This is a genomic window from [Eubacterium] eligens ATCC 27750, from assembly GCF_000146185.1.
In the GTDB taxonomy this organism is placed as follows: domain Bacteria; phylum Bacillota; class Clostridia; order Lachnospirales; family Lachnospiraceae; genus Lachnospira; species Lachnospira eligens.
Genome location: NC_012778.1, coordinates 1,988,065 through 2,013,723, shown reverse-complemented (window position 1 = coordinate 2,013,723; position 25,659 = coordinate 1,988,065). Strand labels below are relative to the sequence as shown.

Sequence of the window (25,659 nt, the reverse complement as noted above, 5' to 3'; positions counted from 1 at the left end):
TTAATTATCGTAAAGATATAATACCCATTTTTTATGGATATGTAAAGGCGGTGTAAGAAAGCAGTAGTAAAATAAATATAAATTTTTTGAAAAAATATATTGAAAATTAAATTATTATAGTGTATCCTATGTTTAGGAGATGTTTTTCATGTATCGTCGTAAGAGGAGGTGGATAACCGATTTTACGAGAAATATGAAATCATTAAGGAACTTGCAAGTTCCAATCATTCTAAAATTTATCTGGTAAGGCATGTTATACTAGATGTATATCGTGTAGCCAAGATATTTACGGGCAGTCATGAGGAATCAGAACGACTTCTGAATGAGGCCCATCTTATTAAGAATTTGAAACATCCCCACATTCCTGTAATTTATGATATTGAACAGAATATTGGAGAAGATAATGATAGTATCTGCATTATCGAAGAATATATTGATGGTAAATCTTTGCGGCAATATGTTAATGATGAAACAGAGACTAATGGCTGCCTGGATATCCATGAAATATGCCGTATTGGCATAGAATTGTGTTGTATACTGGAATATCTTCACAGCTTTAATGGTGAAGGAATATTACATATGGATATTAAGCCTGATAATATTATGCTTGATAATTACGGAAAAGTTAAACTTATAGATTTTGACAATGCAGTCATTGCAGGATGCGGTATGCAGGTAAATAATGGAAGTCTGTTATTTGCAGCACCTGAACAATACTCAGGTGAAGATGCCGTGGAGCAGTCAGATATATATAGTGTGGGAATGGTCATCCTATTTATGATTTCTCATGGAAAAATCAGGACATATGAGAATCATAACTTATCAGGAGCAGCTGAAAGATATTCAGTATTGTATCACTTAATTAACAAATCACTGCATCATCAATGGGGATTGAGGTATGAAAGTGTTACATTGGTTCGTGAAGAACTGGAATCTATAATGAAAATGGGTGGCGGTACATTTGAAAAACTCTCTTATGTCATTCAGGTTGCAGGAGAAAAACCCGGTATAGGTGTTACTAATGCAGTTATGAGTATGGCACATTTTTTTCGGAATAATCAATATGATTGTGTTGTTGTTGATAAATCTGGTAACGATTATCTGCACAGGGAAATTGTGAGGAGCACATTAATGCCAGAAGGATTTTATCTTTATGATAATATAAAAGTTATACCGGATTATTATAATGCAATATCTGTAAATGGAGTGAGAAGCAGAATTGTAATTATAGACTGCGGATGTGATTTTAATAAGAGCAGAGAGGTTAAAATTACGGATATTACTGGGGATAATTATACATGTATACGGGTTTTTATAGTTGGAAAGGCTACACATTGCAGCGGGAAGAAGATGGATGATAAAGATATTATTATGCTGAACCTTGTAGGGGCAAGACAATTTTATGAACTTGTAAACAGTGTGTATAAAGGAAAGAAATGTTATAGAATACCATGCATATATAACTGGAATGAAGCAAATCCTATATTTGACGAAACAATGAATGATTTCTTACAGGATAACCTTACAGGGATAATGAAAGGTTACAGACCTCACAGAATAAAGGAGTGTATTGGAAGGCTATATGAAAAAGTTAGAAATTTCAGGGTTATTAAGTGGTTTAGAAAAAAGAAGAAAAAGCAGGAACACAGCTGTAATAAATTATAAGACTGTCGGACTGATTGGATTATGCAGCGGTGCCGGAACAACACAGCTTGGTGTTATGCTTGCAAATTATTTCTCTAATGGACTTCATCTGAAAACAGCTATCGTAAGTTCTTGCTATGATGATGCTTTTGACAGAATAAAAGAAGAAGTGCAGACTTGTAAGGTGAAGAATTATGCAGGTAGCAGAAAAGGATTTTCATATAAGGGGATAGACTTCTTTAGTGGAGTAAGACAAGGTTTCGTCCACATCATTACAGAATATTATGATGTGGTGATAGTAGAGGTGAATCTTGCAGATATGAAGGACAGACTTGCTGATGGTTTAAGGGATGTAATGTCTTGTGAGTGCCGGGTTCTTGTTGGATCAATGGTGCCATGGAAATATGGCGAGTGTATTAAAAGGCTTGGAAGAATAAGACGGATTTATAGTATAAAAAATATGCCGGTTGTTTCTATGACATGGCAGGAAAAAAGGGCAAAAAACATGGAACGTGAATTTGAACTTAAAGCATATAAAGCGCCAATGCAGATGGATCCTTTTGAAATGAATGGAGAGGCTGTCATGATGCTTAAGCGGGTAGTAACTTAAAAGTTTATTTATGCAGTAAAGCATCTGGAAAGTCAATAATATATCACGAATACGGTCTTATGGAATACCTTTGCGTACGACCGCAGGCACATTTTTATGATTGATTGGGCAATTATAAAGGTGTGCCTTTTTATTGCATGATTTATATGCATAGTGGTACAATTATAATAATAATGTGCAAAGGAAAGGCAGAGAAATGAATAAAAGTACGGCAGGAAAGAAAAGAATTGTTATTGTAGCTGCATTTGTAATACTGATTGTGGTTATGGCAGCAATGTTTATGATAGTAAGATATACACCGACAAAGGAAAAGATGAACGGTTATGTTTTTTTAACCTGGATAAATCCACAGATAAAACAATGGTTATTATAGATGGAAAACAGTATTCAGATACCGGAGTTGTGACAGATGGAAGACATTATCTGCCACAGGAATTTGTTGCAGATAATATAAATGCCGGATTTTATTATGATAAAGAATCACAGGCTGTATTATATTCAGATTCATCATATATGTATACATATATGAGTGGTAAAAATGTATACACGGATGATACAGGAAAGACATATAATACAGATTATCCGGTTGTGATTGATATCAATGGAGAATGCTTTATTGCATGGGAGTATATTGCAGAGCATACAGATTGTGAATACGCTTATGGAAGTGAACCGGAAAGAATTAATATCAGTATTGAAAGAGAAAACAAGCAGTGTGTTACAGTTAAAAAGAAGTCTGCTGTAAGATACAGGGGAGGAATTAAAAGTCCTGTTCTTGAGTATGTGCAGAAGGGGGACAGATTAGTTTACGAGGATGACCTTGACGACTGGATAAAGGTAACAACTGCGACAGGTTATACAGGATATATAAAGAAAACAGAGGCATCAGATACATTTGAATATATAAGAGAAGAAAAGAATTATGAGACTCATAATTATAATATGAAAGATGACAAGGTTACGCTTGCCTGGTTTCAGGTAAGCGGAGTGGCTGGCAATTCAGGAATAGACAATAATATTGCTACAGCGTCAGGTGTTAATGTGCTTGCACCAACATGGTATTCAGTTACAGATTCATCAGGCAGTATGTCATGTTATGCATCGGCCGGGCTGGTTAACAAAATGCATCAGAGAGGAACAGATGTATGGGCACTTGTAAGTGATTTTGATACAAATGTGGATTTTGCAGCACTTTATTCAAGTAAGAAGGCAAGAACCAATATGGTTAATACACTTATTAATGATGCTGAAAAGTATGGATTTGACGGAATTAATCTTGATTTTGAGAATATTAAGAGCGCATATGCCAAAGATTATCTGCAGTTTGTAAGAGAATTGTCAATTGCATGTGAAAGAAAAGGTCTTGTGTTGTCAACAGATAACTATAAACCGGAGGCATATAACAGATGCTATAATTTAAAAGAACAGTCAAGATTCGTTGATTATGTTATTGTAATGGCATATGATGAACACTATGCAGGAACAGATGCCGGTTCTGTAGCTTCACTTCCATTTGTAAAGGAGGCAGTTGAGGCTACAGTACAGCTTGTTGGCAAGGAACATGTAATAGCAGGTATTCCATTTTATACAAGAATATGGACAACAACAGATGGAAATACAACAAGCAGGGCTGTTGGTATGCAGGCAGCAGTTGACCAGTTAAACAGTGATGGACAGGTTGCATTGTGGAATGATGACTGTGGACAGTATGTTGCTTCATATACTGTAGGAAATTCCACAAGACAGATATGGTTTGAAGAAGAGAAATCAATAGAGGCCAAGATGCAGATTATACAGGAAAATAATGTGGCAGGTGTTGCAGGCTGGAAGTTAGGTCTTGAGAAGTCATCAGTATGGTCAGTTATCAGCAAATATAATAAATAAAAGTAATATGCATAAACCTTCTGTAATAAATTAGTAGAGAATTACAGGTTTCGGAGTCGTTATGCCAGAAAAAGCTGATATAAGCAGGACACTTCTTCTGCCGTTTATGTCAATAATACTTCTTGTTGCTGTTTACATGACAGCCAATGTACTTCTTCCATTAAAGGCCAATGGCAAAGGCAGCAAAGAAAGTGAAGATGTGCAGGAGAGACAACATTTGTCAGATGATGCAGGTGATGGTGAAGTCGTTGAGATGAATATTAATTTTTCTGAAAAATGTATTGTTATTGATAGTGGGCATGGTGGCGCAGACCCAGGTAAAGTAGGGGTTGCGGGAACAAATGAAAAAGAGATTAATCTTGCAATTGCAAAAAAATTACAGGAACGGCTTGAAGATGCCCAGATTAATGTTATTATGACAAGGGACACGGATGATGATTTAAGTGTGGAGTCCGATAAGAGTAAAAAGAAAGCTGACCTGGAAAGAAGATGTGATATAATCAATAGCAGTGGTGCTGATATGGTAATCAGTATCCATCAGAACAGTTATGTCACACCTAAGGCAGAAGGTGCACAGGTATTTTATTATAAGAAGTCTGAGGAAAGTAAAAGAATAGCGCAGATAATGCAGGGGATTCTTGGTGAGAAGTTAGGTACAACAAGGCAGATTAAGTCAGATGTTAATTATTACATACTGCTTCATTCCAAGCTGCCGACAATTATATCAGAGTGTGGTTTCTTGTCTAATCCGGAAGAGGAGCAGAGACTGTGTACGGAAGAATATCAGGAAAAAGTGGCTGATGCTCTGTATTGTGGTATAATAGAATATCTGATGATGAATATGAAGTAATGAAAGCTGGCGAAAGGTTTTATGGAAACAATAATAAAGAAGATAACACACACAGAAGAAGATAAGAAAATATATGAACAGGCAGGACAGATTCTAAGAGAGGGAGGGCTTGTGGCATTTCCTACGGAGACTGTATACGGACTTGGTGCGGATGCACTTGATGCAAAAGCTTCAGCCAAAATATATGCAGCAAAGGGAAGACCTTCTGATAATCCGCTTATAGTGCATATTGCAGATGTTAATGCATTGTATGACTTAGCCAAAGAGGTACCAGATAAGGCACTTGTGCTGGCAGAAAAATTCTGGCCGGGTCCGCTTACAATGATTCTTAAGAAAAAGGATAAAGTACCTGATTCTATAACAGGAGGTCTTGGAACGGTTGCTATAAGAATGCCAAGCCACCCTGTTGCGGCAGAACTTATAAGAAGCTCAGGAGTATATATAGCTGCACCAAGTGCCAATACATCAGGAAAGCCAAGCCCAACAAGGGCAGAGCATGTAATTAATGATTTATCTGGAAGAATAGATATGATTATTCAGGATGATACTGTAGATATAGGTGTGGAATCTACAATTATTGATTTGAGCGAGGAAGTTCCGACTATATTAAGACCTGGATATATCACACAGGCTATGTTTGAGGAAGCTATAGGAAAGACGATAATTGATCCTGCTATTATGGGAAGCCTTAAAGAAGGGGTTGTACCTAAAGCACCGGGAATGAAATACAAGCACTATGCACCTAATGCTGATGTGACTATTGTTGAAGGTCAGCATGAAAAGGTTGTTCAGTATATTAACGCCCAGATTGCAGAAAAGGAAGCAGAAGGTCATAGATGTGCAGTTATGGCAACTGATGAGACAAAAGATAAATATATATGCAGTGATATTGTTTCAGCAGGACATAAGGATGATGAGCTTAGTGTTGCAAGAAACCTGTATGCGATATTAAGGGACTTTGACAAGCAGAACATAGAGTTTGTTTACTCAGAAAGCTTTGAGACAAAGAATGTGGGACAGGCTGTTATGAACAGACTTATCAAGGCAGCCGGGCACAAAATAGTTAAACTGGATTAATATATTTTTAATTAATGAAGATATGAGGATTTCCTATGAACACATTTGACAAGGTGATATTCGTATGTAATGGAAATACATGCAGAAGTCCAATGGCGGCAACTGTTATGGCCAATCTTAAACAGGATATTATATCGGAATCCAGAGGAATGGTGGTGCTTTTCCCAGAACCCTATAATCCGAAGGCGGTTGCAGTCGCAGCCAAGCATAATATGATAATTCCGAACAATTCAGCAAAACAGTTGTTGAATGAGGATTTCGGAAATGATACACTTGTACTGGCTATGAATTCGCATATGAAACAGAAGATATACGATGAATACAGCGAGGCAATTAATGTATATACTCTGAGTGAGTATGCGGGAGAGCCGGAACAGGAGATTAAAGACCCATATGGCAAAGGCATTGAAGAGTATAGTGCATGTTTTGAACTGATATACAGGTTAGTCAGCAATGTTGCAGAGTATCTGGATGGGTTATCAGAAGAAAAAGAAGATAAGGATAAAGGAGAAGAATAATGATAGCAATCGGTTGTGATCACGGAGCATTAGAATTAAAGGAACAGCTTATAGAGCATCTTAAGAAGAGAGGCATTGAGTGCAAGGATTATGGAACATATACTAAGGATTCATGTGATTATCCTGTATATGCAAAGAAAGTGGCTGAGGCTGTTCTTTCTGGTGAGTGTGAGGAAGGAATTCTTCTTTGTGGAACAGGAATTGGAATGAGCATGGCAGCTAATAAGATTAAGGGAATCAGAGCGGCATTATGCAGCGACTGCTTCTCAGCACAGGCTACTAAGGAACATAACAATGCCAATGTATTGTGTATGGGTGCAAGGGTTATCGGACCAGAGCTTGCTTTCAGAATAGCAGATACATTTTTAGATTCCAAGTTTTCTAATGATGAGAGACATATAAGAAGAATCAGTATGTTAGAGGATTAATAAATGGGCGATAAGAGAAAAGATTATATATCATGGGATGAATATTTCATGGGAATTGCAACACTTTCCGGTATGAGGTCAAAGGATCCTAATACACAGGTTGGTGCGTGTATAGTAAGTCAGGATAATAAGATATTATCCATGGGGTATAACGGACTTCCAAGGGGCTGTTCTGATGATGAGTTTCCATGGAACAGAGATGGCGAAGATAATAAGTATTTTTACACAACTCATAGTGAGCTTAATGCAATTCTTAATTACAGAGGCGGAAGCCTTGATAATGCCAAGCTTTATGTTACACTTTTTCCATGTAACGAATGTGCTAAGGCAATTATTCAGGCAGGAATTAAGACTGTTGTATATGACTGTGACAAATATGCAGATACTGCATCTGTAATTGCATCAAAGAGAATGCTTAATGCCGCAGGTGTCAGATATTACAAGTATGAAAGAACAGGTCGCACAATAACAATTGACATGTAAAAAGGGGTCTGGAAACGAATAAGGTTTCCAGACCCTTTAGAGCTTGTTATTCATGAGATTCAAGAATCCTGATGTATTCATTAAAGGTTCCGTTATAGATGGCGGTAAGAAGCTTGTTAAGCTTGTGAAGCGCATCAGACATAAGTTCACAGCTTATGATATTCTCTGTAAGTGCATCTCCTAATTCATCAAGGTCGACAACACGGACGCGCCCGTCATTCTCAATTATGACATCAGCGAGAAGATCAGTGAATATATATGTATCAGAGACAGCATCATAAGAAGTGTCAATAATGTCACAATAGATATATGCAAGAGAGTTATCTGCTTTATAGAATTTGCTTATCTTAAAACCTTCGTTAATAACATAATATGATGTTCCATGTGTGAATTCAGCTTTTGGACGAAATGTGTTCCAGCTGGTCATAATAGCATCAGAATCTAAGAATATTATGTTATCGTCCTTAAGATTAACGCATTCATCAGGAATAAGTCTTTTTCTGTATAATGTAGGCATATAAAATCCCCCTTTTCGGGTATAGTTAATAATACACAAAATATAATGACAAAATTATATCAGCAGATTAATTAAATTTCAATAAAAAGGGTTGAAAAATATACCTATAAATTGGTAAAATTAATGCAGACTTTTGTGAGGAACATGATATGAAGAATGATAGTAAAGCATTACGAAATATTGTACTGATATCCCAGCTCGCTATATGTGTGATGGTGCCAACATTTTTATGTCTGGCACTTGGAATATGGCTTGATAAAAGGTTTGGAACATGGTTTACGGTTCCGCTGCTTTTTATCGGGATGGCAGCAGGTGCAAGAAATGCATATGTTCTGGCAATGGACACAATACGACAGGAGAAGCTTAAGAAAGATAAGGCACAGCAGGATGAAATCGACAGAAAGGTAGAGGAATACAGAAAGAGGCAGGAAAAAGATTCCAGTGAAATTAAGAGGTGATTTATGTTAAAAAGAATTAAAGATATTAATGAAGCTCTTCCGGGAATGCTGCTTATAGAATGTATTTATCTTGTTGTTGCCCAGATAATTATATTTATTGCTGTTCCGAATAAGATAATGTGTGCAGTGGGACTGCTGGCAGGTGTTATATATGCCGTATTCAGTTCATTTCATTTAAGCTTTACTATACGAAAGGTTGTGTATGGCGGGCATAAGCAGTCTTCAACACTTGTATTTGGGTACATTGTAAGATTTCTTGTAATGATAATACTGCTTGCATTATTGTATATCTTTAAGGCAGGAGATCTGTTGTGTGCAATTATTGGCATGTTCTCAGAGAAGATAGCGGCATATCTGTCGCCTTTACTGGACAAGAACAGGTCCACAAAAGGGGAAAACAGTACTGGGGAGTTTCCGCAGACTGATAAAAATATAATAGAAAAGGAGAGTGAGTAGGTGGGAAGCGAGAGTTTGACTGCGATGGTGGCCGGAGATTCAAGTTTCATGATTAAGACGCTGTACACATTTAAGCTGAATGGCGTTTCATTGAACATTGACACAACACATGTGGCTCTGCTGCTGGTATCAGTCTTTATTCTTGTTATGGCTGTAATAGCAAGGATTAAGATTAATAAAGTCGATGCTTCAGATACACCGGGAATGTTCCAGAATGCCATAGAAATCATCGTTGAGATGTTAGGCACTATGGTTGATGGTATTATGGGTAAGAATGCCAACAAGTTTGTGAATTATATATCCACATTATTCTTGTTTATAATAATATCTAACATATCCGGTCTGTTTGGGTTAAGACCACCAACGGCTGATTATGGTGTTACTCTGTGTCTTGGTCTGATAACATTTATACTGGTTCAGTTCAATGGTATCAAGAAGAACAGGATTAAGCACTTTACAGCATTATTCCAACCGATATGGTTTTTATTCCCGATTAACCTTATTGGTGAATTTGCAGTTCCGTTATCATTATCATTACGTCTTTTCGGTAATGTAATGTCAGGAACAGTTCTTATGGGATTGATATATGATTTGCTCAGTCCATTTACAGTTGCATACCCGGCAGTTCTGCATGCGTACTTTGATTTATTCTCAGGCTGCATTCAGGCGTATGTATTCTGCATGTTAACTATGGTTTATGTTAACGACAAGATAGCCGATTAACGGCAAATATTTTTATTAGACGGAGGATTTTTAAATGAATATTTCAGGAAGTGAATTTATTAGTGCTATGTCAGCAATTGGAGCAGGTATTGCGATGATCGCAGGTGTTGGTCCTGGTGTTGGTCAGGGTATCGCAGCAGGTTATGGTGCATCTGCAGTAGGACGTAACCCGGGAGCTAAGTCTGATATTACTTCAACAATGCTTCTTGGACAGGCCGTAGCCGAGACAACAGGTCTTTACGGTTTTGCCGTAGCTATTATCTTAATGTTCGTTAAGCCTTTCGGAAACTAAGAAGAGGTGCGAAGATAATAGAAAGGAGGCCTACAATTGAATTTGTCAGGAAATACATTTGTTGCCATAGCGGCTGATGGACGATTATTCGGTCTGGATCCGCAGCTCCTTTTTGATGCAGCAGTAACTGCAGTCAATGTATTTGTACTGTTTCTTTTACTTACATTTATTCTTTTCAATCCTGTAAGGAATATGTTAAAGAAGAGACAGGACAAGATAACAAGTGACAGGGAGAACGCTGAGAACGATAAGAAGGAAGCGGGTGCCCTTAAAGCAGAATATGAGGCTAAGTTAAAGGATGCCCACAAGGAGGCAGAACAGATTCTTAGTGATGCAAGAAAGACTGCTATGCACAATGAGACCAAAATCATTGATGAAGCCAAGGCTGAGGCAGCAAGAATTATAGAAAGAGCTAATGTTGAAGCTGAACTTGAGAAGCAGAAGGTTGCTGATGAGGTTAAACAGCAGATTGTAACTGTAGCAGCTGTTATGGCATCTAAGTTAGTTGCCAGATCTATTGATGAGAAGGACAGCAATGCTCTTATTGAAGAGACTTTGAATGAAATGGGTGAGAAAACATGGCTAAGCTAATTGAAGCAACATACGGTGATGCTTTATTTGAGCTTGCCGTAGAAGAGTCCAGGGTGGATTCTCTGTATGATGAGGCCGGGGCTGTCATTGAAGCATTTAATGATAATCCGGAGTTTGGCAGACTGCTCAATCATCCAGAAGTTGAAAAGGGAGAAAAGGAAGGACTTATTAATAACATTTTCTCTCAGTTTGTTTCAGGAGATATGACAGGTTTGTTGATAACCATGGTCTCAAAGGACAGACAGAAAAAGATTGTTGATACACTTGAGTATTTTCGAAAGAGAGTTCTCGAATACAAGAAAATAGGAATTGCTTATGTAAGCACAGCAAAGCCACTCACTGATGAACAGAAGAAGGCTGTTGCTGGGAAGCTGTTAGAAACTACAGGATATGTTGATTTCCAGATGCATTATTCGGTTGATGAAAGTCTTATTGGCGGAATGGTAATAAGAATCGGTGACCGTGTAGTAGACAGCAGTATTAAGCATAAAATAGACGAACTTTCCAGAAGTCTGATGAAGATTCAGTTATAGGAATATCAGACAGGTTAGTTTAATTAATCAGAAAGCGGGTGCATAGAGCTAATGAATTTAAGACCGGAAGAAATCAGTTCAGTTATAAAAGAACAGATAAAGAGATATTCTACCGAACTTGAAGTATCAGATGTTGGTACTGTTATTCAGGTAGCAGATGGTATCGCACGAATTCATGGATTAGAAAAGGCCATGCAGGGAGAACTTCTTGAGTTCCCAGGCGAGGTATATGGAATGGTACTTAACCTTGAAGAGGATAATGTTGGTGCCGTTTTACTTGGTGATTCAAGAAATGTTAATGAAGGCGATACTGTTAAGACAACTGGACGAGTTGTTGAGGTTCCAGTTGGTGACGCATTGACAGGACGAGTTGTCAATGCATTAGGACAGCCTATTGATGGCAAAGGACCAATCGTTACAGATAAGTATCGTAAGATTGAGAGAGTTGCATCAGGCGTTATTACAAGAAAGTCAGTAAGCGTACCACTTCAGACAGGTATTAAGGCTATTGATGCCATGGTTCCTATCGGAAGAGGACAGAGAGAGCTTATTATCGGTGACCGTCAGACAGGTAAGACGGCTATCGCTATTGATACTATTATTAACCAGAAGGGTCAGGGCGTACATTGTATATATGTTGCCATCGGACAGAAGGCTTCAACTGTTGCAAGTATTGTTAAGACTCTTGAAGAGTACGGTGCAATGGCATATACAACTGTAGTTGCATCTACAGCCAGCGAGCTTGCTCCTTTACAGTATATCGCTCCTTATTCAGGATGCGCTATTGGTGAAGAGTGGATGGAGAACGGTGGAGATGTATTAGTTGTTTACGATGATTTAAGTAAGCATGCTGCAGCATACAGAACACTTTCACTTCTTCTTAAGAGAGCACCTGGACGAGAGGCTTATCCTGGTGATGTATTCTATCTTCATTCAAGACTTCTTGAGAGAGCAGCCAGAATGTCAGATGAATACGGTGGAGGTTCACTTACAGCACTTCCAATTATTGAAACTCAGGCAGGAGATGTTTCAGCATATATTCCTACTAATGTTATTTCTATCACAGATGGACAGATATATCTTGAGACAGAAATGTTTAATTCAGGTTTCAGACCAGCTATTAATGCCGGTTTGTCTGTATCACGAGTTGGTGGTTCAGCACAGATTAAGGCTATTAAGAAGATTGCTGCTCCTATCCGTACAGAGCTTGCCCAGTACAGAGAGCTTGCATCATTCTCACAGTTCGGTTCAGAGCTTGATGCTGATACTAAGGAAAAGCTTGCACAGGGTGAAAGAATCAGAGAGATGCTTAAGCAGCCACAGTACAAGCCAATGCCGGTTGAGTATCAGGTTATAATCATTTATGCAGTTACCAAGAAGTATGTTATCGATATAGATGTTGACAGAATTCTTGATTTTGAGCAGGGATTATTCGACTTTATTGATACCAAGTATCCACAGATTCCAGAGTCTATCAAGGAGACTAAGGAACTGACAGCAGATAATGAGAAGGCACTTATAGCTGCCATCGAGGAGTTTAAGAAAACATTTATCCAGTAAATGTTTTGGAATGGAGGTAATAATTTATGGCCTCAATGAGAGACATAAAAAGACGCAGAGATAGTATTCAAAGTACCGGTCAGATTACCAAAGCCATGAAGCTCGTATCTACTGTTAAATTGCAGAAAGCTAAAGGGAAAGCGGAAAGTACCAAGCCGTATTTCGACCTCATGTATGATACCGTAAAGAATATGCTTGCCAAGTCAGGTAATATCAATCACAAATATCTGAAAGCCGGAGATTCAAGTAAGAAAGCGATTATCACAATTACAGCGAACAGAGGACTTGCCGGAGGATATAATTCTAATATTACCAGACTTATAACAGGTAGTGATATTCCTAAGGAAGACGCACTTATATATGCAATAGGAACAAAGGGAAGAGATTTCCTTTCAAGAAGAGGCTATCAGATTAAAGCAGATTATTCAGATATGGTTGAAGAACCTGCGTATACAGATGCCAAGGCTATATGTAATGAGGTGCTTGATGCATTTACAAGTGGAGAAGTCGGAGAGATATATCTTGCTTATACATCTTTTAAGAACACTGTGGTTCATGAACCTAAGCTTATCAGGCTGCTTCCTGTTGACGCAGATGCGATGAAACAGGATGGCGAAGAGACTGATAACACACCTATGAATTATGAACCGGGTGAAGAGGAAGCTCTTAACCTGATTATACCGAAGTATGTGTGTAGTCTGATATACGGAGCTATGGTTGAGGCCGTTGCAAGTGAGAACGGAGCACGTATGCAGGCAATGGACAGCGCAACAAGCAATGCAGAGGATATGATATCAGATCTGTCGCTTAAGTTTAACAGAGCGCGTCAGGCTTCAATTACACAGGAACTTACAGAGATTATAGCAGGAGCGAATGCTATCAATTAATAAAACAATGGAGGGAATAATGGCAGAGAATAATATTGGTAAGATTACTCAGGTTATCGGTGCTGTAATCGATATTAAGTTTACAGACGGTAATCTGCCAGAAATCAATTCGGCCATCAATATTAAGACTAATGACGGCGGTAAGCTTGTTGTAGAGGTTGCCCAGCATCTTGGTGATGATGTAGTAAGATGTATAGCCATGGGTCCTACAGATGGTCTTGTCAGAGGTATGGAAGCAGAGGCAACAGGAGCCCCAATTTCTGTACCAGTAGGTGAACAGACTTTAGGAAGAATGTTCAATGTATTAGGTGAGCCAATAGATAATAAGCCAGCTCCAGAAGTACAGGAGCATATGCCTATTCACAGAAAGGCACCTGCATTTGCAGAGCAGGCAACTAATACAGAGATTCTTGAGACTGGTATCAAGGTTGTAGATTTACTTTGTCCTTACCAGAAGGGTGGTAAGATAGGACTTTTCGGAGGTGCCGGAGTAGGTAAGACAGTACTTATTCAGGAACTTATCAGAAATATTGCAACTGAGCATGGTGGATATTCAGTATTTACTGGTGTTGGAGAAAGAACAAGAGAGGGTAACGACCTTTATCATGAGATGATGGAATCAGGCGTTATCGAGAAAACTACCATGGTGTTCGGACAGATGAACGAACCACCTGGAGCAAGAATGAGAGTTGGTCTTGCAGGACTTACAATGGCTGAGTACTTCAGAGATAAGGGTGGAAAGGATGTACTTCTTTTCATTGATAATATCTACAGATTTACCCAGGCTGGTTCAGAGGTTTCAGCACTTCTTGGACGTATGCCTTCAGCCGTTGGTTATCAGCCAACATTACAGACAGAGATGGGTGCTCTTCAGGAGAGAATCACATCTACTAAGAACGGATCTATTACATCTGTTCAGGCTGTATATGTACCAGCCGATGACCTTACTGACCCGGCTCCGGCTACAACATTTGCACATCTGGATGCTACTACAGTTCTTTCAAGATCAATCGTTGAGCTTGGTATCTATCCAGCCGTTGACCCGTTAGAGTCTACATCAAGAATTCTTGATCCAAGAATTGTTGGTGAGGAGCATTACAAGGTTGCAAGATCAGTTCAGGAAATCTTACAGAAATACAAAGAATTACAGGATATCATCGCTATCCTTGGTATGGACGAGCTTTCAGAGGATGATAAGCTTGTTGTTTCAAGAGCAAGAAAGGTTCAGAGATTCTTATCACAGCCATTCTTCGTTGCAGGACAGTTTACTGGTCTTGAAGGAAGATATGTTCCTGTAAGTGAGACTATTCAGGGCTTCAAGGAAATTATCGAAGGAAAGTATGATGACATTCCAGAGAGTTACTTCCTTAACTGTGGTGGAATTGATGATGTTTTAGCTAAGGTAGAGAAGTAGAAAAGAGGTTGTAATGGCAGATTTACAGACAATAAAGCTTCTGGTTAATACGCCGGACAGAGTTTTCTACCATGATGACGCTACATTTGTTGAACTTTCTACCAGTGAAGGCGATATAGGTGTTTATCCGGGACATATTCCGCTTACTGCAGTTGTTGTTCCTTGTGTTCTTAGCATACACAATGGTAATGATGTAAAGAAAGCTGCGGTACACGGTGGAATTATAGAGATTCTCAAGGATAAGATAACTATTCTTGCTGAGGTGGCAGAATGGTCAGATGAAATCGATGTAGAAAGAGCTAATGAGGCGAGACTGCGAGCTGAAAAGAGACTTGCCAGCCATGATTCTAATCTGGATATGGTAAGAGCAGAGACAGCGCTTAAGAGATCGCTTGCGAGAATTAAGGCTGTTAATTAAATAATATGTATAAACCTTCCATTATCTGGGAATATTTCAGGTGATGGGAGGTTTTTTATATGGTAAAGATATATAGATTTCAGAGGCTGATGATAGCAGCCGCAGTAATTATATGGGCAGTATTTGCCGGCAGACTTGTATACAAGGGCATAAAGGGTGAGACAATGGATGTTGTAGATACATTTTGTGAAAATGTTTACTATGATATAAGCGCCGATATATCAGCGACAGGAAAGCTTGACAATGGAATGTCGGATACTGCAAAGAAGCTGATGATGACACAGATGGCAAAGACTCTGGGACTTAACAGATATAATATAACGGAGGATGAAACAGGAATATATCTTACACAGCAATCAGTTAATGGGAGTGCAGATATATCAATAAAAAAGAGCAGTACAGGAGAATATTTTATAACTGATATAGAACTGTATAAGGGATTTGAGAGCACTTCAGATTATGAAAAGCTGATGAAACAGGTGTTAGAGGAATATGGAATAGATACTCATGTAACAGTCAGCATGAAAGGAAGCATTGCTGGGGATATGTCACAGTATGATAAGAGCGAGGTCAGCGGCAGAATGCTTAAGATGCTGGGTGCAAAGACTGTGACTACGGGACAGATACAGGATTCATATGTTGTGTATGCTTACGCTAAAAGCGTTAAGGATTCTGTAAGCATAGGAAAGAACAAGATAAATGTTAATATAACAATGAATTATGACGAGACAAGGGGAGTGACGGATATACAGCTTTCAACACCGATATATAATGAGGATTTCTGATGATGATTTTTAAGGCATAAAACTTGCTATTGTGGTTTTTGTCTAAAGAGATTAAAATAACTATGTATATCCAGAGGATAAATCAAGAAAAGATGAGGCAGATATGGAATTAAAAGAGCTTTTAGATAAATGTATTAATGACAGGCTTATTGATCTTACAATAAGCGGACAGAGGGTAAAGAATGAAGAAGCTGCGATGAGGGTTAAGATACGTCCTGTCCAGCTGAAAGATGAGATAAAATATCAGGCATCAGAATTCGTAGGGAAAAAGGTGCTTCATGCTAATTATTCAGAGGAAGAGATTAAGACGAGAATTATAGAATATATGCAGAACACATTTAAACAGGCGCAGTTTAATATGACAGATGCGTCTGCTACAGTGCTTAGCTCTAAGAAGGGCGCATGTACCTGTAAGTATAAAAGGCTTGCACAGATAAAGAGCCAGAAGGATATGTCACACAACAGAACCAAGACATATATTCTTAAAGAGGGCGAGAAGGTGGATTTTCTTGTTGATCTTGGAGTTATGACTAAAGAGGGGGCAATTGTAAGAACAAGATATGATAAGTTCAGGCAGATTAACAGATTCCTTGAATTTATAGAGGATATTCTGCCACAGTTAGATAAGGATAAAGAACAGACAATAATTGATTTTGGATGTGGAAAATCATATCTTACATTTGCAATGTATTATTATCTTAAGGTTCTTAAGGGATACAATATAAGAATAATTGGACTGGATTTAAAGAAAGATGTTATTGAGCATTGCAACCGGTTAAGAACGAAATATGGTTATGAGAGACTCGATTTCTATGAGGGAGATATTGCTTCTTACAAGGGTGTTGAGTCTGTAGACATGGTTGTAACACTTCATGCATGTGATACGGCTACAGATTATGCACTTGCCAAAGCGGTAAAATGGGGGGCGAAGGTTATACTTTCTGTGCCTTGTTGTCAGCATGAGGCAAACAGAACAATTGCGGATGAAACTCTCTCACCTGTCATGGATTATGGAATCTTAAAGGAAAGATTTGCAGCAATAGCGACTGATGGCGCAAGGGCAAAGCTTTTAGAATCCAAGGGTTACCAGACACAGATACTCGAATTCATAGACATGGAGCATACACCAAAGAATCTGCTTATAAGAGCTGTTAAGACTGGAAAGCCTGATGCAAAGGCTTATGAGGAAGTACAGAATATGAGCAGGGCGCTTAATATTGACCTTACGCTAAAGAAGCTTTTGGAGGATTAAATTGAAAAGAATCAGGAATTATAATCTATCAGGATCTAAGTATTTTATACTTGGAGTTATATTTTTAGTTACAGTTATCGTAACATTTATATCAATGAAATTTGAGCAGATAATGCCATCAGCTACTACAATGGCAGATGCTACACTTCCAACAGTTTCCATGAAAACTGATAATGGGGGAGAGTTTAATCTGCTTCATGGATATACTATGGAGATTGATTCAACTTTATTCTATGGTAATATTACCCCAGTGAATAAGGACAGGAAGCTGCCTGTTATTATTCATACATATGGGGAGCAGATAGAAGGTGTAGCTTACAGGATAAGAGCACTTGATGATAAGTCACTTATCGAGAATACAGAGGTCACTAATTATTCTGAAAGTGGAAGTACAATAGAAGGTGTCCTAAATATTAAGAATCTTATTGATACAGGAAAAGAGTATGCATTAGAGATTGTTTTAAAGACAGAAAAACATGATGAAATATACTACTATACTAGAATTATGTATGGTGGCGAGTATGATTTGCAGAAGAAGATTGATTTTGTTCTGGATTTTAATTCAGCTACATTTGACCAGAGCAGAAGCAAGGAAATTGCGGGATATCTTGAGACTTCGAGTATAGGGGATAATACTAACTATGGAAAGGTTAATATTAATAGTTCTATAAGTCAGGTAAATTGGGGAAATCTGGATCCATTTGTTGAAAGTGATATTATTCCGGAAATTATATCTATAACGGATGATGTAGCAATTATCAGGCTTGAATACAGAGTGGGTGCAGCTAATGATTATGACTCTAATGATACATACAGGGTTAGTGAGTACTATAGGATAAGGCAGACTGCAACCGGATTTTATCTTCTTAATTATGAAAGAGAAATGAATCAGGTGTTTGATGCTAAAAATGATCTTACATCTTCATCAAAGATAAACCTTGGAATTAATTCATCGACACAGGCTTTATGTGATTCAGACGAGAAAGGAATATATACATATTTCGTTAATCAGGGATCATTGTGGTGTTTTAATAGCAGCAATAAGGTGTTTACAAAGGTATTTTCTTTTGATGGAGCAGAAACGGATACCGTGCGGGAGTCTTATGATGCTCATACAATTAAGATTATCGATATACAGGAGAATGGTGATTGTACATTTATAGTTAAAGGATATATGAACAGGGGTGAGCACGAGGGGCAGACAGGCGTATCTATGTGCAGATATTCGTATGCTGACAATGATGTTACAGAAAGGCTCTTTATACCACTTGCAGTTCCATATAATATTCTTTCGGAGAATGTGGGCGGTGTGGCATATGTATCATCAGATAAATTTTATATTCTTATAGATGATACATTATTTTCTGTAGACCTTGACAGTAAGGAGCTTATGATTGAGATAGATAATCTCAAGGATGGAACATATGCTGTTTCAGATAATGGTGATGCTATTGCATACAGTGTTTCAGGAGATATTTATAATACAGATACAATAAGAGTACTTAATATGAGTAATGACAGTGCTTTTGAGATAAAGGCGGAAGATGGTGATACACTGAGGGCACTTGGTTATATCCAGTCGGATTTTATATATGGTGTGGCGCATAAGTCAGATATAATATCTGCCCAGGATGGAAACAGCGTATATGCGATGTATAAGGTTGGCATTATTGATGTCGACTATAATACAATAAAAGAGTATGAGCAGCCGGGGATATATGTTTCAGGAACAGAGGTTGAGGGTATGCGTATTACCTTATCAAGAGTTGTTAAATCAGAGGATGGTTATACTTCAATAAGCATTGATCAGCTTATTAATAAGGATGAAAATGTAGCTGATAACAGCGTAGGTACTGAAACAATAAGCACAGATGCACGAAAACAGGAATTGTATATTGATCTAACAACTAAGGTGGCTGATATAAATGTCAGCTTAAGGACTTCAGGTGAAATTATATTTAAGAATAATACTGAACTTCAGCTTGATGATACATTTGTATGGGAAGGCTTGTATTATGTGTATGGTTATGGAAGGTTTCAGGGCAGCAGAACAGGGCTTGGATCTGCAATAATTCTTGCAAACAACACATATGGAACTGTAATTGACAGTGATTCAAAGGTTGTGTGGAAAAGATATAGAAGCAGTCAGGCATCTGTGGATGGAGTTGCGGCTGTGTCAGCAGGAAATTCGCTTACCAGTGCTGTTCAGATGCTTTGTAATTATCTTGGTGGTGGTATCAATGCATATGAATATATGCAGCAGGGAGAATCTGCAGTTGATATTTTAAATAAGATAAATGGAGTTAAGGGAATAAGTGTTTCTGGTGTGTCATATGATGAAATGCTTAGCTGTGTTTCTAATGGAAATCCTGTTATTGCAAAGGTTGCAGCTAATGAATATATTGTTATTGTGGCATATAATTCAAGTGAAATAGCTTATATTGTACCATTAACCGGAGAGCAGAAAAATATTTCCATGAATGATGCCGCTAAAATGTTTTCACAGGGTGGAAATGTTTATGTAACATATTACAAATAATCAGATATTAAAAATTGGTGAAGAATGGCAAAAAAGAGATTATCAAAAAAGAAAAGAAGACGCAGATTAATAAGAAGAATTATACTGCTGGTGTTTTTGTTAGGCATTGCTACAGGCCTGCTGTTGTTTTTACCGAAGATAATAAGAGTAATCAGTCTTGCACAGGATGCAAAGACAATGGTTAATGAAAGTTCTGTCAGTACATTTATGGAGTCGGGAACTACGGTTATATATGATGCAGACGGCAATGAACTCTGTACAATGAGAGAATCTAAGGATATGTATTATGTGGGAATTGAAGATATCCCGGATACATTAGAACAGGCCTTTATAGTGATGGAAGATAAGGATTTCTATAAACATAAGGGAATTGATTTCAAAGCAATTATAAGGGCTGTTATAGCAAATACTGAAAATGACGAGATAGTGCAGGGAGCAAGTACTATTACACAGCAGCTGGCAAAGAATATTTTTCTTACACAGGAAGTTACATGGGAACGAAAGGTTAAAGAAATATTTGTAGCGAGAGATATTGAAAAGAAATATTCCAAGGAGCAGATACTGGAATTTTACCTTAATAACATATATTTTAGTAATGGGTATTATGGTGTAGGAGCTGCGGCAAAGGGATATTTTGGGAAAGAAGTAAAAGACCTTACTCTTTCGGAACAGGCATTTATAGCGGCAATACCTAATAATCCTACAAGATATAATCCTCTGACTAACTTTGATAACACTGTAGAACGACGGGATAATATTCTGGCCAGACTGTATAATGAAGATATAATTAATTCAATGAATTATTATACAGCACTTGATTCACAAGTTGAGCTGTCTAGGCAGCCTGTTTCGTCAAGGAATAATTCAGTTGAAACATATGCCAGACATTGTGCTACGGAAGGAATGATGCAGGCAGGCGGATTTATATTCAGAACAAATTTTATTAATGATGATGATTATGACCAGTATAAGAAGCTTTATGAAGAAAGTTATACGATGTATCAGCAGAAATTATTATCAGGGGGATATAGTGTATATACAAGCATAGACATGAATATCCAGAAAAAGCTGCAGTCAGCAGTTGATGATAATCTGGACAGTTATACTTCGATGAAGGATGGAATATATGAGATGCAGGCAGCAGCAACATGTATTGATAATATGACAGGAAATGTGGTTGCTATTGTAGGTTCAAGAAGTCAGGAGCTGGAGGGATACACACTTAACAGGGCATATCAAAGCTACAGACAGCCTGGAAGTTCAATTAAGCCAATATTAGACTATATTCCATATCTTCAAAAGGGGAATACACCTGATACGATAGTATCAGATGAGTATATACAGGATGGTCCTAAAAATGCTGATGGAACTTATATGGGAAATATAACTTTAAGAACAGCGGTAAGCCTTTCAAGAAATACTGTTGCGTGGAATGTTCTTAAAGAGATAACTCCCAAGGTTGGCAGTTCATATCTTCTTAATCAGGGATTCCATAAAATATGGATGGATAAGGATTATAATGCCATTGCTATCGGTGGTTTCACATATGGAGTATCAACTGAAGAGATGGCGGGAGCTTATACAACGATAGTTAATGATGGAAAGTACCGGCGTGTAACATGTATAGTTTCAATATACGATAATAGAGGAAAGCTGGTGCTTGATACTTCTAACCGTGAGGAGAATATATATGATTCAGAGTCATGCAGGATGATGACAGATATGTTAAAAACTGTTGTGACAGAAGGAACCGGAAGAGGAGCAGCACCTGAAAATGCCATTGTTGCGGGCAAGACAGGTACGACGAATTCTAATTATGATTCATGGTTTTGTGGATATAGTGCATATTATACACTGGCAGTATGGCAGGGATATGATTATCCGGCATCAATACCTCAGAATGCGACTTTGAAAATATTCAGACAGTTTATGGAACAGGCACATAATGGTCTTGCAAAGAAAGATTTTCCAAAGTATAGCCACAAAGAAAATCAAGAGGAAACACAGACAGAGACGCAGACAGAAACTCAGTCAGTAACACAGACACAGACAGAAACACAATCAGTAACGCAGACGCAAAATAGTAGCAGTCATCATTATACACAGGCTTCAAGTCAGATGGAAACAGGAACGGTAAGGGATAATGATGCAACTGCAAGCACTAAGCAGGATAGTACAGCTGCTGGAAATAATTCTGGTACAGACAGACCAGCGGAAACAAAGAATGATGCTGCAATAAGAAATTAAAAAATGGAATCTGGCTTAAATGTGTCAGATTCCATTTCTGTTATTAATTACTTTCCGTAATGAAGTTCGTTATATTCCTTAACTCTCTGCTGGATTCTTTCAACCGGGCTTAAGAGATTGCTGATTGAAGAATCATGGTTAAGTGTATCAATAAGAAGAGCCATATATTTGCTCATATCAACATTGATGTACCAAGGCTTAGAGAGAAGTTCTGATGGCTGGTATACAAGGTTAGTTGTAAGGATTCTGTCAATAATGCCATTCTCATATGCCTCATCAAACTTCTTAAAGCCGTTAGTGAAAAGACCGAATGTAGTAGCACAGAATACTCTGCTTGCGCCACGCTTCTTAAGCTCAGAAGCAACATCAATCATACTTTCACCAGAAGAAATCATATCATCAATGATGATAACATCCTTGCCCTCAACATTAGTTCCAAGGAACTCATGTGCAACGATAGGATTTCGACCATTAACAATCCTAGTGTAATCTCTTCTCTTGTAGAACATACCCATGTCAAGACCAAGAACATTGGCAAAGTAAACAGCACGTCCCATACCACCTTCATCAGGGCTGATAACCATCATATGCTCGCTGTCAATATGAAGGTCATCTACATTAAGAAGAAGATACTTGATAAACTGATATGTGCATGATACAGATTCAAATCCCTTAAGAGGAATTGCATTGTGAACTCTAGGGTCGTGAGCATCAAAAGTAATAATATTCTCGACACCCATATCTGTAAGTTCCTGAAGCATAAGTGCACAGTCAAGAGATTCTCTTCCTGTTCTCTTGTGCTGTCTTGATTCATAAAGGAAAGGCATGATTACATTAATTCTTCTTGCCTTACCACCTGCAGCAGCAATAACTCTCTTGAGGTCAGCATAGTGATCATCAGGAGACATATGATTCTTGAAACCACATACAGTGTATTCAAGGCTGTAGTTGCAGACATCAAGCATAATATATAAGTCATGACCACGGACAGAATCTACAAGAACGCCCTTTCCTTCTCCTGAACCGAATCTAGGAGTCTTAGCGTTTACAATGTAACTGTCTCTCTTATATCCTGCAAAATTAAGGGTAGAAGTATTCTCATTCTGACGCTGCTCTCTCCACTTTACAAGGTACTCGTCAACTTTCTTACCCATTTCAGTGCAGCTTGCTAATGGGATAATACCTAAAGTTCCGTAGGGAATAGTTTCTGTGTGTCTTTCATCACGTGGCATAATAAATAATCCTCCATAAAAGTATAATAATTAAACATACATATAAAAATATAAACATTGACGCGAAATAAGTCAATGATATATTTGACATAAATAATCGTTAAGAGTTTTTAGCTGATAATTTCTTCATACACCGGATGTCATCACCAAAAATTCTTAAAATAGAATAGGCACTTACAAGCCTTGAAAAGATACGCTGAGAATATCTGCTTTCAATATCAGGCATATCAAGGTTAGAAGAGATAATAACACTTTTCTTTCTAAGAAGCCTTTCATTAATAATGTAAAACAGATTCGACAAATTATAGCTGGAAGAATTCTCCGTTCCTAAGTCATCAATTATAAGCAGGTCACATTCAGTAAAGAAAGATGTATCGAATTTAGAGTTACCATACTCTTTAAAATCACCGCTTTTAAATGAATCAAAGAACTCACCGGCAGTCAAATATATAATACTGTGATAAGAATCCATAAGAGCTTTGGCAATGCAGTTAGAAAGAAATGTTTTGCCTACACCTGTCTGACCGATAAATAACAGATTAGAAAAATTCTTATCAAAATTATCAACAAAATCATGGCATATGCTGACAACCTTCTGCATATTATTATAAGGTGTGAGTCCTGTGGCAGGATCTACATCGATGTTATTATACCAGTTATATGAAAATGTATCAAAATTCTCATTCTCAGTTATGTTCTTGAGATTAGAGTCCTTATATATAAGATCAATAGCTTTTTTGTTAAAGCATGTACATCTTTTTCCGTTAACATACCCGGAATCTTTGCAATAAGGACAGGTATATATATCATCAAGATAATCAGCAGGCTTACCAATTGAAGCCAGGGCAGATACTCTTTTTTCATGAAGTGTCTTAAGTGCAGCAGCCAGTTCATCAGTAGTCGTGTCAGATGAACCAGTGTCTATGCGGGCTCTGGCATTTTTAACAGACATATCTATGATATCAGAATCAATATCTGCTATAGATGGACAAGCGGAAACAGCTTCATTATAACGGTCAGCCTGAATATGTCTGTTGGTTGTGCGGATATCATCATATATTCTCATTATTGAGTCATACTGGGTATTAGTTAGAGGCATAACACACTCCTTTCTAATTAATTATTATTGCTTAATAATGAATTGTAAAAATCATCAGATTTCTTAGGGCGCTGCTGATAATTGTTAAAACGGTTGGCATTCTGCTTTAGTGATGCCGGGTTCTTAATTACCTTGGCTGCTTTAGAGGCCTCATACTGGGCATCTGATTTTTTAACATCTTCAGAATTACGGATATTAGAAGAGTTCCATTTTGTAAGAATAGAATCAGCATATTCAAAGCTCGGCTGGTGAGTAGCTTTAAGAGTTCTGTTACATGCTTCAATAATCATGTCAGAATCAAAGCAGAATACATCAGTCCACTTGGAAATAAGCTGCTTTTCTGCCTGACCGGGTTCTCTTCCTGTTATTCCGAATGCACGCATTATACGGTAAGCAACCTCGTTGTGGTTAGAAACCTCTTCCTTAGCTGCTTCTACGGTGCTGATGCCTTCATCTGCCCATGCTAAAGCAACCTTCTCTATATACCTTAAAGAAGTCTTGCCTTTAGAGACGCAGTATTCAATAAGGTATTCGATGAGATCTGCCGGAAAATGTAATGTGTCATAGAAGTAAACAATGGCATTAATTTCTCCTTCAGATAAAGTCTTTCCAAGATATGTCTGGACAACAAAGACAAGCATTGAAAAATCATCATTAGATGATAATTCGCTGAGCTTATCAGGCGAAACAGTAACTCTGGAAGGTTCTACAGATTCTTTTAAAGGAATCTTTTCAGGTTCTTTCGCAGGCTTAGCATCAGGAATGCTGTCAGAAGCTTCATTAAAAGTAGTATGTATAATATTCGTATCATCAGGGTCAGGTGCTGAAGGCTTATTATCAGGCTGTCTGAAAGTAATTCCGGACAATTCTTTATTACTGTCATAGGAAAGAGTTAAAAGCCCCAGCTTATCCCAGTATCGTAATGCTCTCATGACATCATTCTCTGTCTGGTTAAATGTATCAGCAAGAGAGGAGATACTCAAATCACTATTCTTTCTTGAAAGCAGTCTTAAAAGATAAAGATATACTTTAACAAAATCACCGTTCGCAGAAGGAACATATTCGTCTATAAAAAGATCAGAAACTGCTGTATAACCGGATGCAGTCTCTGAAGATAAATTCAGATTATTCATGGTATCATTCTCCCCAAAAAAGTTATGAG

Annotated in this window: 27 protein-coding genes; 23 read left to right on the top strand and 4 right to left on the bottom strand. The window is 37.8% G+C overall.

The window, feature by feature from the left end; translation table 11 throughout:
- The first annotated feature begins 168 nt into the window (after positions 1–168).
- From EUBELI_RS09355 to EUBELI_RS09320, 9 genes are all read left to right on the top strand, one after another.
- Positions 169–1,665: a serine/threonine protein kinase gene (locus EUBELI_RS09355; RefSeq protein ID WP_012740167.1), complete on the top strand. Its 1,497-nt coding sequence runs from the start codon at positions 169–171 to the stop codon at positions 1,663–1,665.
- Positions 1,583–2,254, top strand: coding sequence for a hypothetical protein (locus EUBELI_RS09350; protein WP_012740166.1), 672 nt, complete (start codon positions 1,583–1,585; stop codon positions 2,252–2,254). The genes EUBELI_RS09355 and EUBELI_RS09350 overlap by 83 nt, the downstream gene beginning before the upstream one ends.
- A gap of 196 nt (positions 2,255–2,450) precedes the next feature.
- Complete coding sequence (locus tag EUBELI_RS14395) at positions 2,451–2,627, top strand: hypothetical protein (protein ID WP_165437544.1); 177 nt, start codon at positions 2,451–2,453, stop codon at positions 2,625–2,627.
- The gene (locus EUBELI_RS09345) at positions 2,615–4,138 is read left to right on the top strand and encodes a glycosyl hydrolase family 18 protein (RefSeq protein WP_012740164.1); all 1,524 of its coding nucleotides are present in this window, start codon (positions 2,615–2,617) and stop codon (positions 4,136–4,138) included. Before EUBELI_RS14395 ends, EUBELI_RS09345 begins: the two co-directional genes overlap by 13 nt.
- A gap of 61 nt (positions 4,139–4,199) precedes the next feature.
- Positions 4,200–4,988, top strand: coding sequence for an N-acetylmuramoyl-L-alanine amidase family protein (locus EUBELI_RS09340; RefSeq protein WP_012740163.1), 789 nt, complete (start codon positions 4,200–4,202; stop codon positions 4,986–4,988).
- Between the two features lie 21 nt (positions 4,989–5,009).
- On the top strand, positions 5,010–6,065 hold the full coding sequence (locus EUBELI_RS09335) for an L-threonylcarbamoyladenylate synthase (RefSeq protein WP_012740162.1): 1,056 nt from the start codon (positions 5,010–5,012) through the stop codon (positions 6,063–6,065).
- A gap of 35 nt (positions 6,066–6,100) precedes the next feature.
- On the top strand, positions 6,101–6,583 hold the full coding sequence (locus EUBELI_RS09330; protein WP_081458309.1) for an arsenate reductase/protein-tyrosine-phosphatase family protein: 483 nt from the start codon (positions 6,101–6,103) through the stop codon (positions 6,581–6,583).
- Positions 6,583–7,011, top strand: coding sequence for a ribose 5-phosphate isomerase B (rpiB, locus tag EUBELI_RS09325; protein ID WP_012740160.1), 429 nt, complete (start codon positions 6,583–6,585; stop codon positions 7,009–7,011). The genes EUBELI_RS09330 and rpiB overlap by 1 nt, the downstream gene beginning before the upstream one ends.
- 3 nt (positions 7,012–7,014) lie before the next feature.
- Complete coding sequence (locus EUBELI_RS09320) at positions 7,015–7,494, top strand: deoxycytidylate deaminase (protein WP_012740159.1); 480 nt, start codon at positions 7,015–7,017, stop codon at positions 7,492–7,494.
- Positions 7,495–7,540: 46 nt separating this feature from the next.
- Here the strand turns inward: EUBELI_RS09320 and EUBELI_RS09315 are convergent, their stop codons facing one another.
- Positions 7,541–8,011: a DUF402 domain-containing protein gene (locus tag EUBELI_RS09315; protein WP_012740158.1), complete on the bottom strand. Its 471-nt coding sequence runs from the start codon at positions 8,009–8,011 to the stop codon at positions 7,541–7,543.
- Between the two features lie 149 nt (positions 8,012–8,160).
- Between EUBELI_RS09315 and EUBELI_RS09310 the strand changes: the two genes are divergently transcribed.
- The 14 genes from EUBELI_RS09310 to EUBELI_RS09245 all read left to right on the top strand — a co-directional run bounded on the left by EUBELI_RS09310 (position 8,161) and on the right by EUBELI_RS09245 (position 22,166).
- Positions 8,161–8,469, top strand: a complete 309-nt coding sequence (locus EUBELI_RS09310; protein ID WP_012740157.1) for an AtpZ/AtpI family protein — start codon at positions 8,161–8,163, stop codon at positions 8,467–8,469.
- 3 nt (positions 8,470–8,472) lie between these two features.
- Positions 8,473–8,925, top strand: a complete 453-nt coding sequence (locus EUBELI_RS09305) for a hypothetical protein (protein ID WP_012740156.1) — start codon at positions 8,473–8,475, stop codon at positions 8,923–8,925.
- Positions 8,926–9,648, top strand: coding sequence for a F0F1 ATP synthase subunit A (atpB, locus tag EUBELI_RS09300; RefSeq protein WP_012740155.1), 723 nt, complete (start codon positions 8,926–8,928; stop codon positions 9,646–9,648). It begins immediately after the preceding gene.
- A 34-nt stretch (positions 9,649–9,682) separates the two neighbouring features.
- On the top strand, positions 9,683–9,940 hold the full coding sequence (atpE, locus tag EUBELI_RS09295; protein ID WP_012740154.1) for an ATP synthase F0 subunit C: 258 nt from the start codon (positions 9,683–9,685) through the stop codon (positions 9,938–9,940).
- Positions 9,941–9,976: 36 nt separating this feature from the next.
- On the top strand, positions 9,977–10,531 hold the full coding sequence (gene atpF / locus EUBELI_RS09290) for a F0F1 ATP synthase subunit B (RefSeq protein ID WP_228003418.1): 555 nt from the start codon (positions 9,977–9,979) through the stop codon (positions 10,529–10,531).
- Positions 10,519–11,064 (top strand): ATP synthase F1 subunit delta, encoded by a 546-nt coding sequence (gene atpH, locus EUBELI_RS09285; protein WP_012740152.1) that lies wholly within the window; start codon positions 10,519–10,521, stop codon positions 11,062–11,064. Before atpF ends, atpH begins: the two co-directional genes overlap by 13 nt.
- A 51-nt stretch (positions 11,065–11,115) precedes the next feature.
- On the top strand, positions 11,116–12,624 hold the full coding sequence (atpA, locus tag EUBELI_RS09280; protein ID WP_012740151.1) for a F0F1 ATP synthase subunit alpha: 1,509 nt from the start codon (positions 11,116–11,118) through the stop codon (positions 12,622–12,624).
- 26 nt (positions 12,625–12,650) lie between these two features.
- The gene (gene atpG / locus EUBELI_RS09275; RefSeq protein WP_012740150.1) at positions 12,651–13,511 is read left to right on the top strand and encodes an ATP synthase F1 subunit gamma; all 861 of its coding nucleotides are present in this window, start codon (positions 12,651–12,653) and stop codon (positions 13,509–13,511) included.
- Positions 13,512–13,530: 19 nt separating this feature from the next.
- Positions 13,531–14,925: a F0F1 ATP synthase subunit beta gene (atpD, locus tag EUBELI_RS09270; protein ID WP_041688829.1), complete on the top strand. Its 1,395-nt coding sequence runs from the start codon at positions 13,531–13,533 to the stop codon at positions 14,923–14,925.
- A 13-nt stretch (positions 14,926–14,938) separates the two neighbouring features.
- The gene (gene atpC / locus EUBELI_RS09265; protein ID WP_012740148.1) at positions 14,939–15,343 is read left to right on the top strand and encodes an ATP synthase F1 subunit epsilon; all 405 of its coding nucleotides are present in this window, start codon (positions 14,939–14,941) and stop codon (positions 15,341–15,343) included.
- Positions 15,344–15,402: 59 nt separating this feature from the next.
- Positions 15,403–16,128: a YwmB family TATA-box binding protein gene (locus tag EUBELI_RS09260; protein ID WP_012740147.1), complete on the top strand. Its 726-nt coding sequence runs from the start codon at positions 15,403–15,405 to the stop codon at positions 16,126–16,128.
- A 103-nt stretch (positions 16,129–16,231) separates the two neighbouring features.
- Positions 16,232–17,380, top strand: a complete 1,149-nt coding sequence (locus tag EUBELI_RS09255) for a class I SAM-dependent methyltransferase (protein ID WP_012740146.1) — start codon at positions 16,232–16,234, stop codon at positions 17,378–17,380.
- 1 nt (position 17,381) lies between these two features.
- Entirely contained in the window at positions 17,382–19,919 is a 2,538-nt protein-coding gene (locus EUBELI_RS09250) for a cysteine peptidase family C39 domain-containing protein (protein ID WP_041688302.1), read from the top strand.
- A 24-nt stretch (positions 19,920–19,943) separates the two neighbouring features.
- Positions 19,944–22,166 (top strand): transglycosylase domain-containing protein, encoded by a 2,223-nt coding sequence (locus tag EUBELI_RS09245; RefSeq protein WP_012740144.1) that lies wholly within the window; start codon positions 19,944–19,946, stop codon positions 22,164–22,166.
- A gap of 47 nt (positions 22,167–22,213) precedes the next feature.
- Here EUBELI_RS09245 and EUBELI_RS09240 read toward each other — a convergent pair whose 3' ends face one another.
- The 3 genes from EUBELI_RS09240 to EUBELI_RS09230 form a co-directional block, all read right to left on the bottom strand.
- Positions 22,214–23,398, bottom strand: a complete 1,185-nt coding sequence (locus EUBELI_RS09240) for a ribose-phosphate pyrophosphokinase (RefSeq protein ID WP_012740143.1) — start codon at positions 23,396–23,398, stop codon at positions 22,214–22,216.
- 100 nt (positions 23,399–23,498) lie between these two features.
- Positions 23,499–24,497, bottom strand: a complete 999-nt coding sequence (locus EUBELI_RS09235) for an ATP-binding protein (RefSeq protein WP_012740142.1) — start codon at positions 24,495–24,497, stop codon at positions 23,499–23,501.
- A 17-nt stretch (positions 24,498–24,514) separates the two neighbouring features.
- Entirely contained in the window at positions 24,515–25,630 is a 1,116-nt protein-coding gene (locus EUBELI_RS09230; protein WP_012740141.1) for a DnaD domain protein, read from the bottom strand.
- Between the last annotated feature and the right edge of the window lie 29 nt (positions 25,631–25,659).

What these genes read in the sequence shown, in the direction of transcription:
- atpA (WP_012740151.1), top strand. Translation starts at nt 11,116, where the DNA reads ATGAATTTAAGACCGGAAGAAATCAGTTCAGTTATAAAAGAACAGATA.
- EUBELI_RS09310 (WP_012740157.1), top strand. Translation starts at nt 8,161, where the DNA reads ATGAAGAATGATAGTAAAGCATTACGAAATATTGTACTGATATCCCAG.
- EUBELI_RS09260 (WP_012740147.1), top strand. Translation starts at nt 15,403, where the DNA reads ATGGTAAAGATATATAGATTTCAGAGGCTGATGATAGCAGCCGCAGTA.
- atpE (WP_012740154.1), top strand. Translation starts at nt 9,683, where the DNA reads ATGAATATTTCAGGAAGTGAATTTATTAGTGCTATGTCAGCAATTGGA.
- EUBELI_RS09255 (WP_012740146.1), top strand. Translation starts at nt 16,232, where the DNA reads ATGGAATTAAAAGAGCTTTTAGATAAATGTATTAATGACAGGCTTATT.
- EUBELI_RS09345 (WP_012740164.1), top strand. Translation starts at nt 2,615, where the DNA reads ATGGTTATTATAGATGGAAAACAGTATTCAGATACCGGAGTTGTGACA.
- EUBELI_RS09240 (WP_012740143.1), bottom strand. Translation starts at nt 23,398, where the DNA reads ATGCCACGTGATGAAAGACACACAGAAACTATTCCCTACGGAACTTTA.
- EUBELI_RS09350 (WP_012740166.1), top strand. Translation starts at nt 1,583, where the DNA reads ATGAAAAAGTTAGAAATTTCAGGGTTATTAAGTGGTTTAGAAAAAAGA.
- EUBELI_RS09235 (WP_012740142.1), bottom strand. Translation starts at nt 24,497, where the DNA reads ATGCCTCTAACTAATACCCAGTATGACTCAATAATGAGAATATATGAT.
- EUBELI_RS09315 (WP_012740158.1), bottom strand. Translation starts at nt 8,011, where the DNA reads ATGCCTACATTATACAGAAAAAGACTTATTCCTGATGAATGCGTTAAT.
- EUBELI_RS09340 (WP_012740163.1), top strand. Translation starts at nt 4,200, where the DNA reads ATGCCAGAAAAAGCTGATATAAGCAGGACACTTCTTCTGCCGTTTATG.
- EUBELI_RS09330 (WP_081458309.1), top strand. Translation starts at nt 6,101, where the DNA reads ATGAACACATTTGACAAGGTGATATTCGTATGTAATGGAAATACATGC.
- EUBELI_RS09320 (WP_012740159.1), top strand. Translation starts at nt 7,015, where the DNA reads ATGGGCGATAAGAGAAAAGATTATATATCATGGGATGAATATTTCATG.
- EUBELI_RS09245 (WP_012740144.1), top strand. Translation starts at nt 19,944, where the DNA reads ATGGCAAAAAAGAGATTATCAAAAAAGAAAAGAAGACGCAGATTAATA.
- atpH (WP_012740152.1), top strand. Translation starts at nt 10,519, where the DNA reads ATGGCTAAGCTAATTGAAGCAACATACGGTGATGCTTTATTTGAGCTT.
- atpC (WP_012740148.1), top strand. Translation starts at nt 14,939, where the DNA reads ATGGCAGATTTACAGACAATAAAGCTTCTGGTTAATACGCCGGACAGA.
- rpiB (WP_012740160.1), top strand. Translation starts at nt 6,583, where the DNA reads ATGATAGCAATCGGTTGTGATCACGGAGCATTAGAATTAAAGGAACAG.
- EUBELI_RS09335 (WP_012740162.1), top strand. Translation starts at nt 5,010, where the DNA reads ATGGAAACAATAATAAAGAAGATAACACACACAGAAGAAGATAAGAAA.
- atpG (WP_012740150.1), top strand. Translation starts at nt 12,651, where the DNA reads ATGGCCTCAATGAGAGACATAAAAAGACGCAGAGATAGTATTCAAAGT.
- atpD (WP_041688829.1), top strand. Translation starts at nt 13,531, where the DNA reads ATGGCAGAGAATAATATTGGTAAGATTACTCAGGTTATCGGTGCTGTA.
- EUBELI_RS09230 (WP_012740141.1), bottom strand. Translation starts at nt 25,630, where the DNA reads ATGAATAATCTGAATTTATCTTCAGAGACTGCATCCGGTTATACAGCA.
- EUBELI_RS14395 (WP_165437544.1), top strand. Translation starts at nt 2,451, where the DNA reads ATGAATAAAAGTACGGCAGGAAAGAAAAGAATTGTTATTGTAGCTGCA.
- EUBELI_RS09305 (WP_012740156.1), top strand. Translation starts at nt 8,473, where the DNA reads ATGTTAAAAAGAATTAAAGATATTAATGAAGCTCTTCCGGGAATGCTG.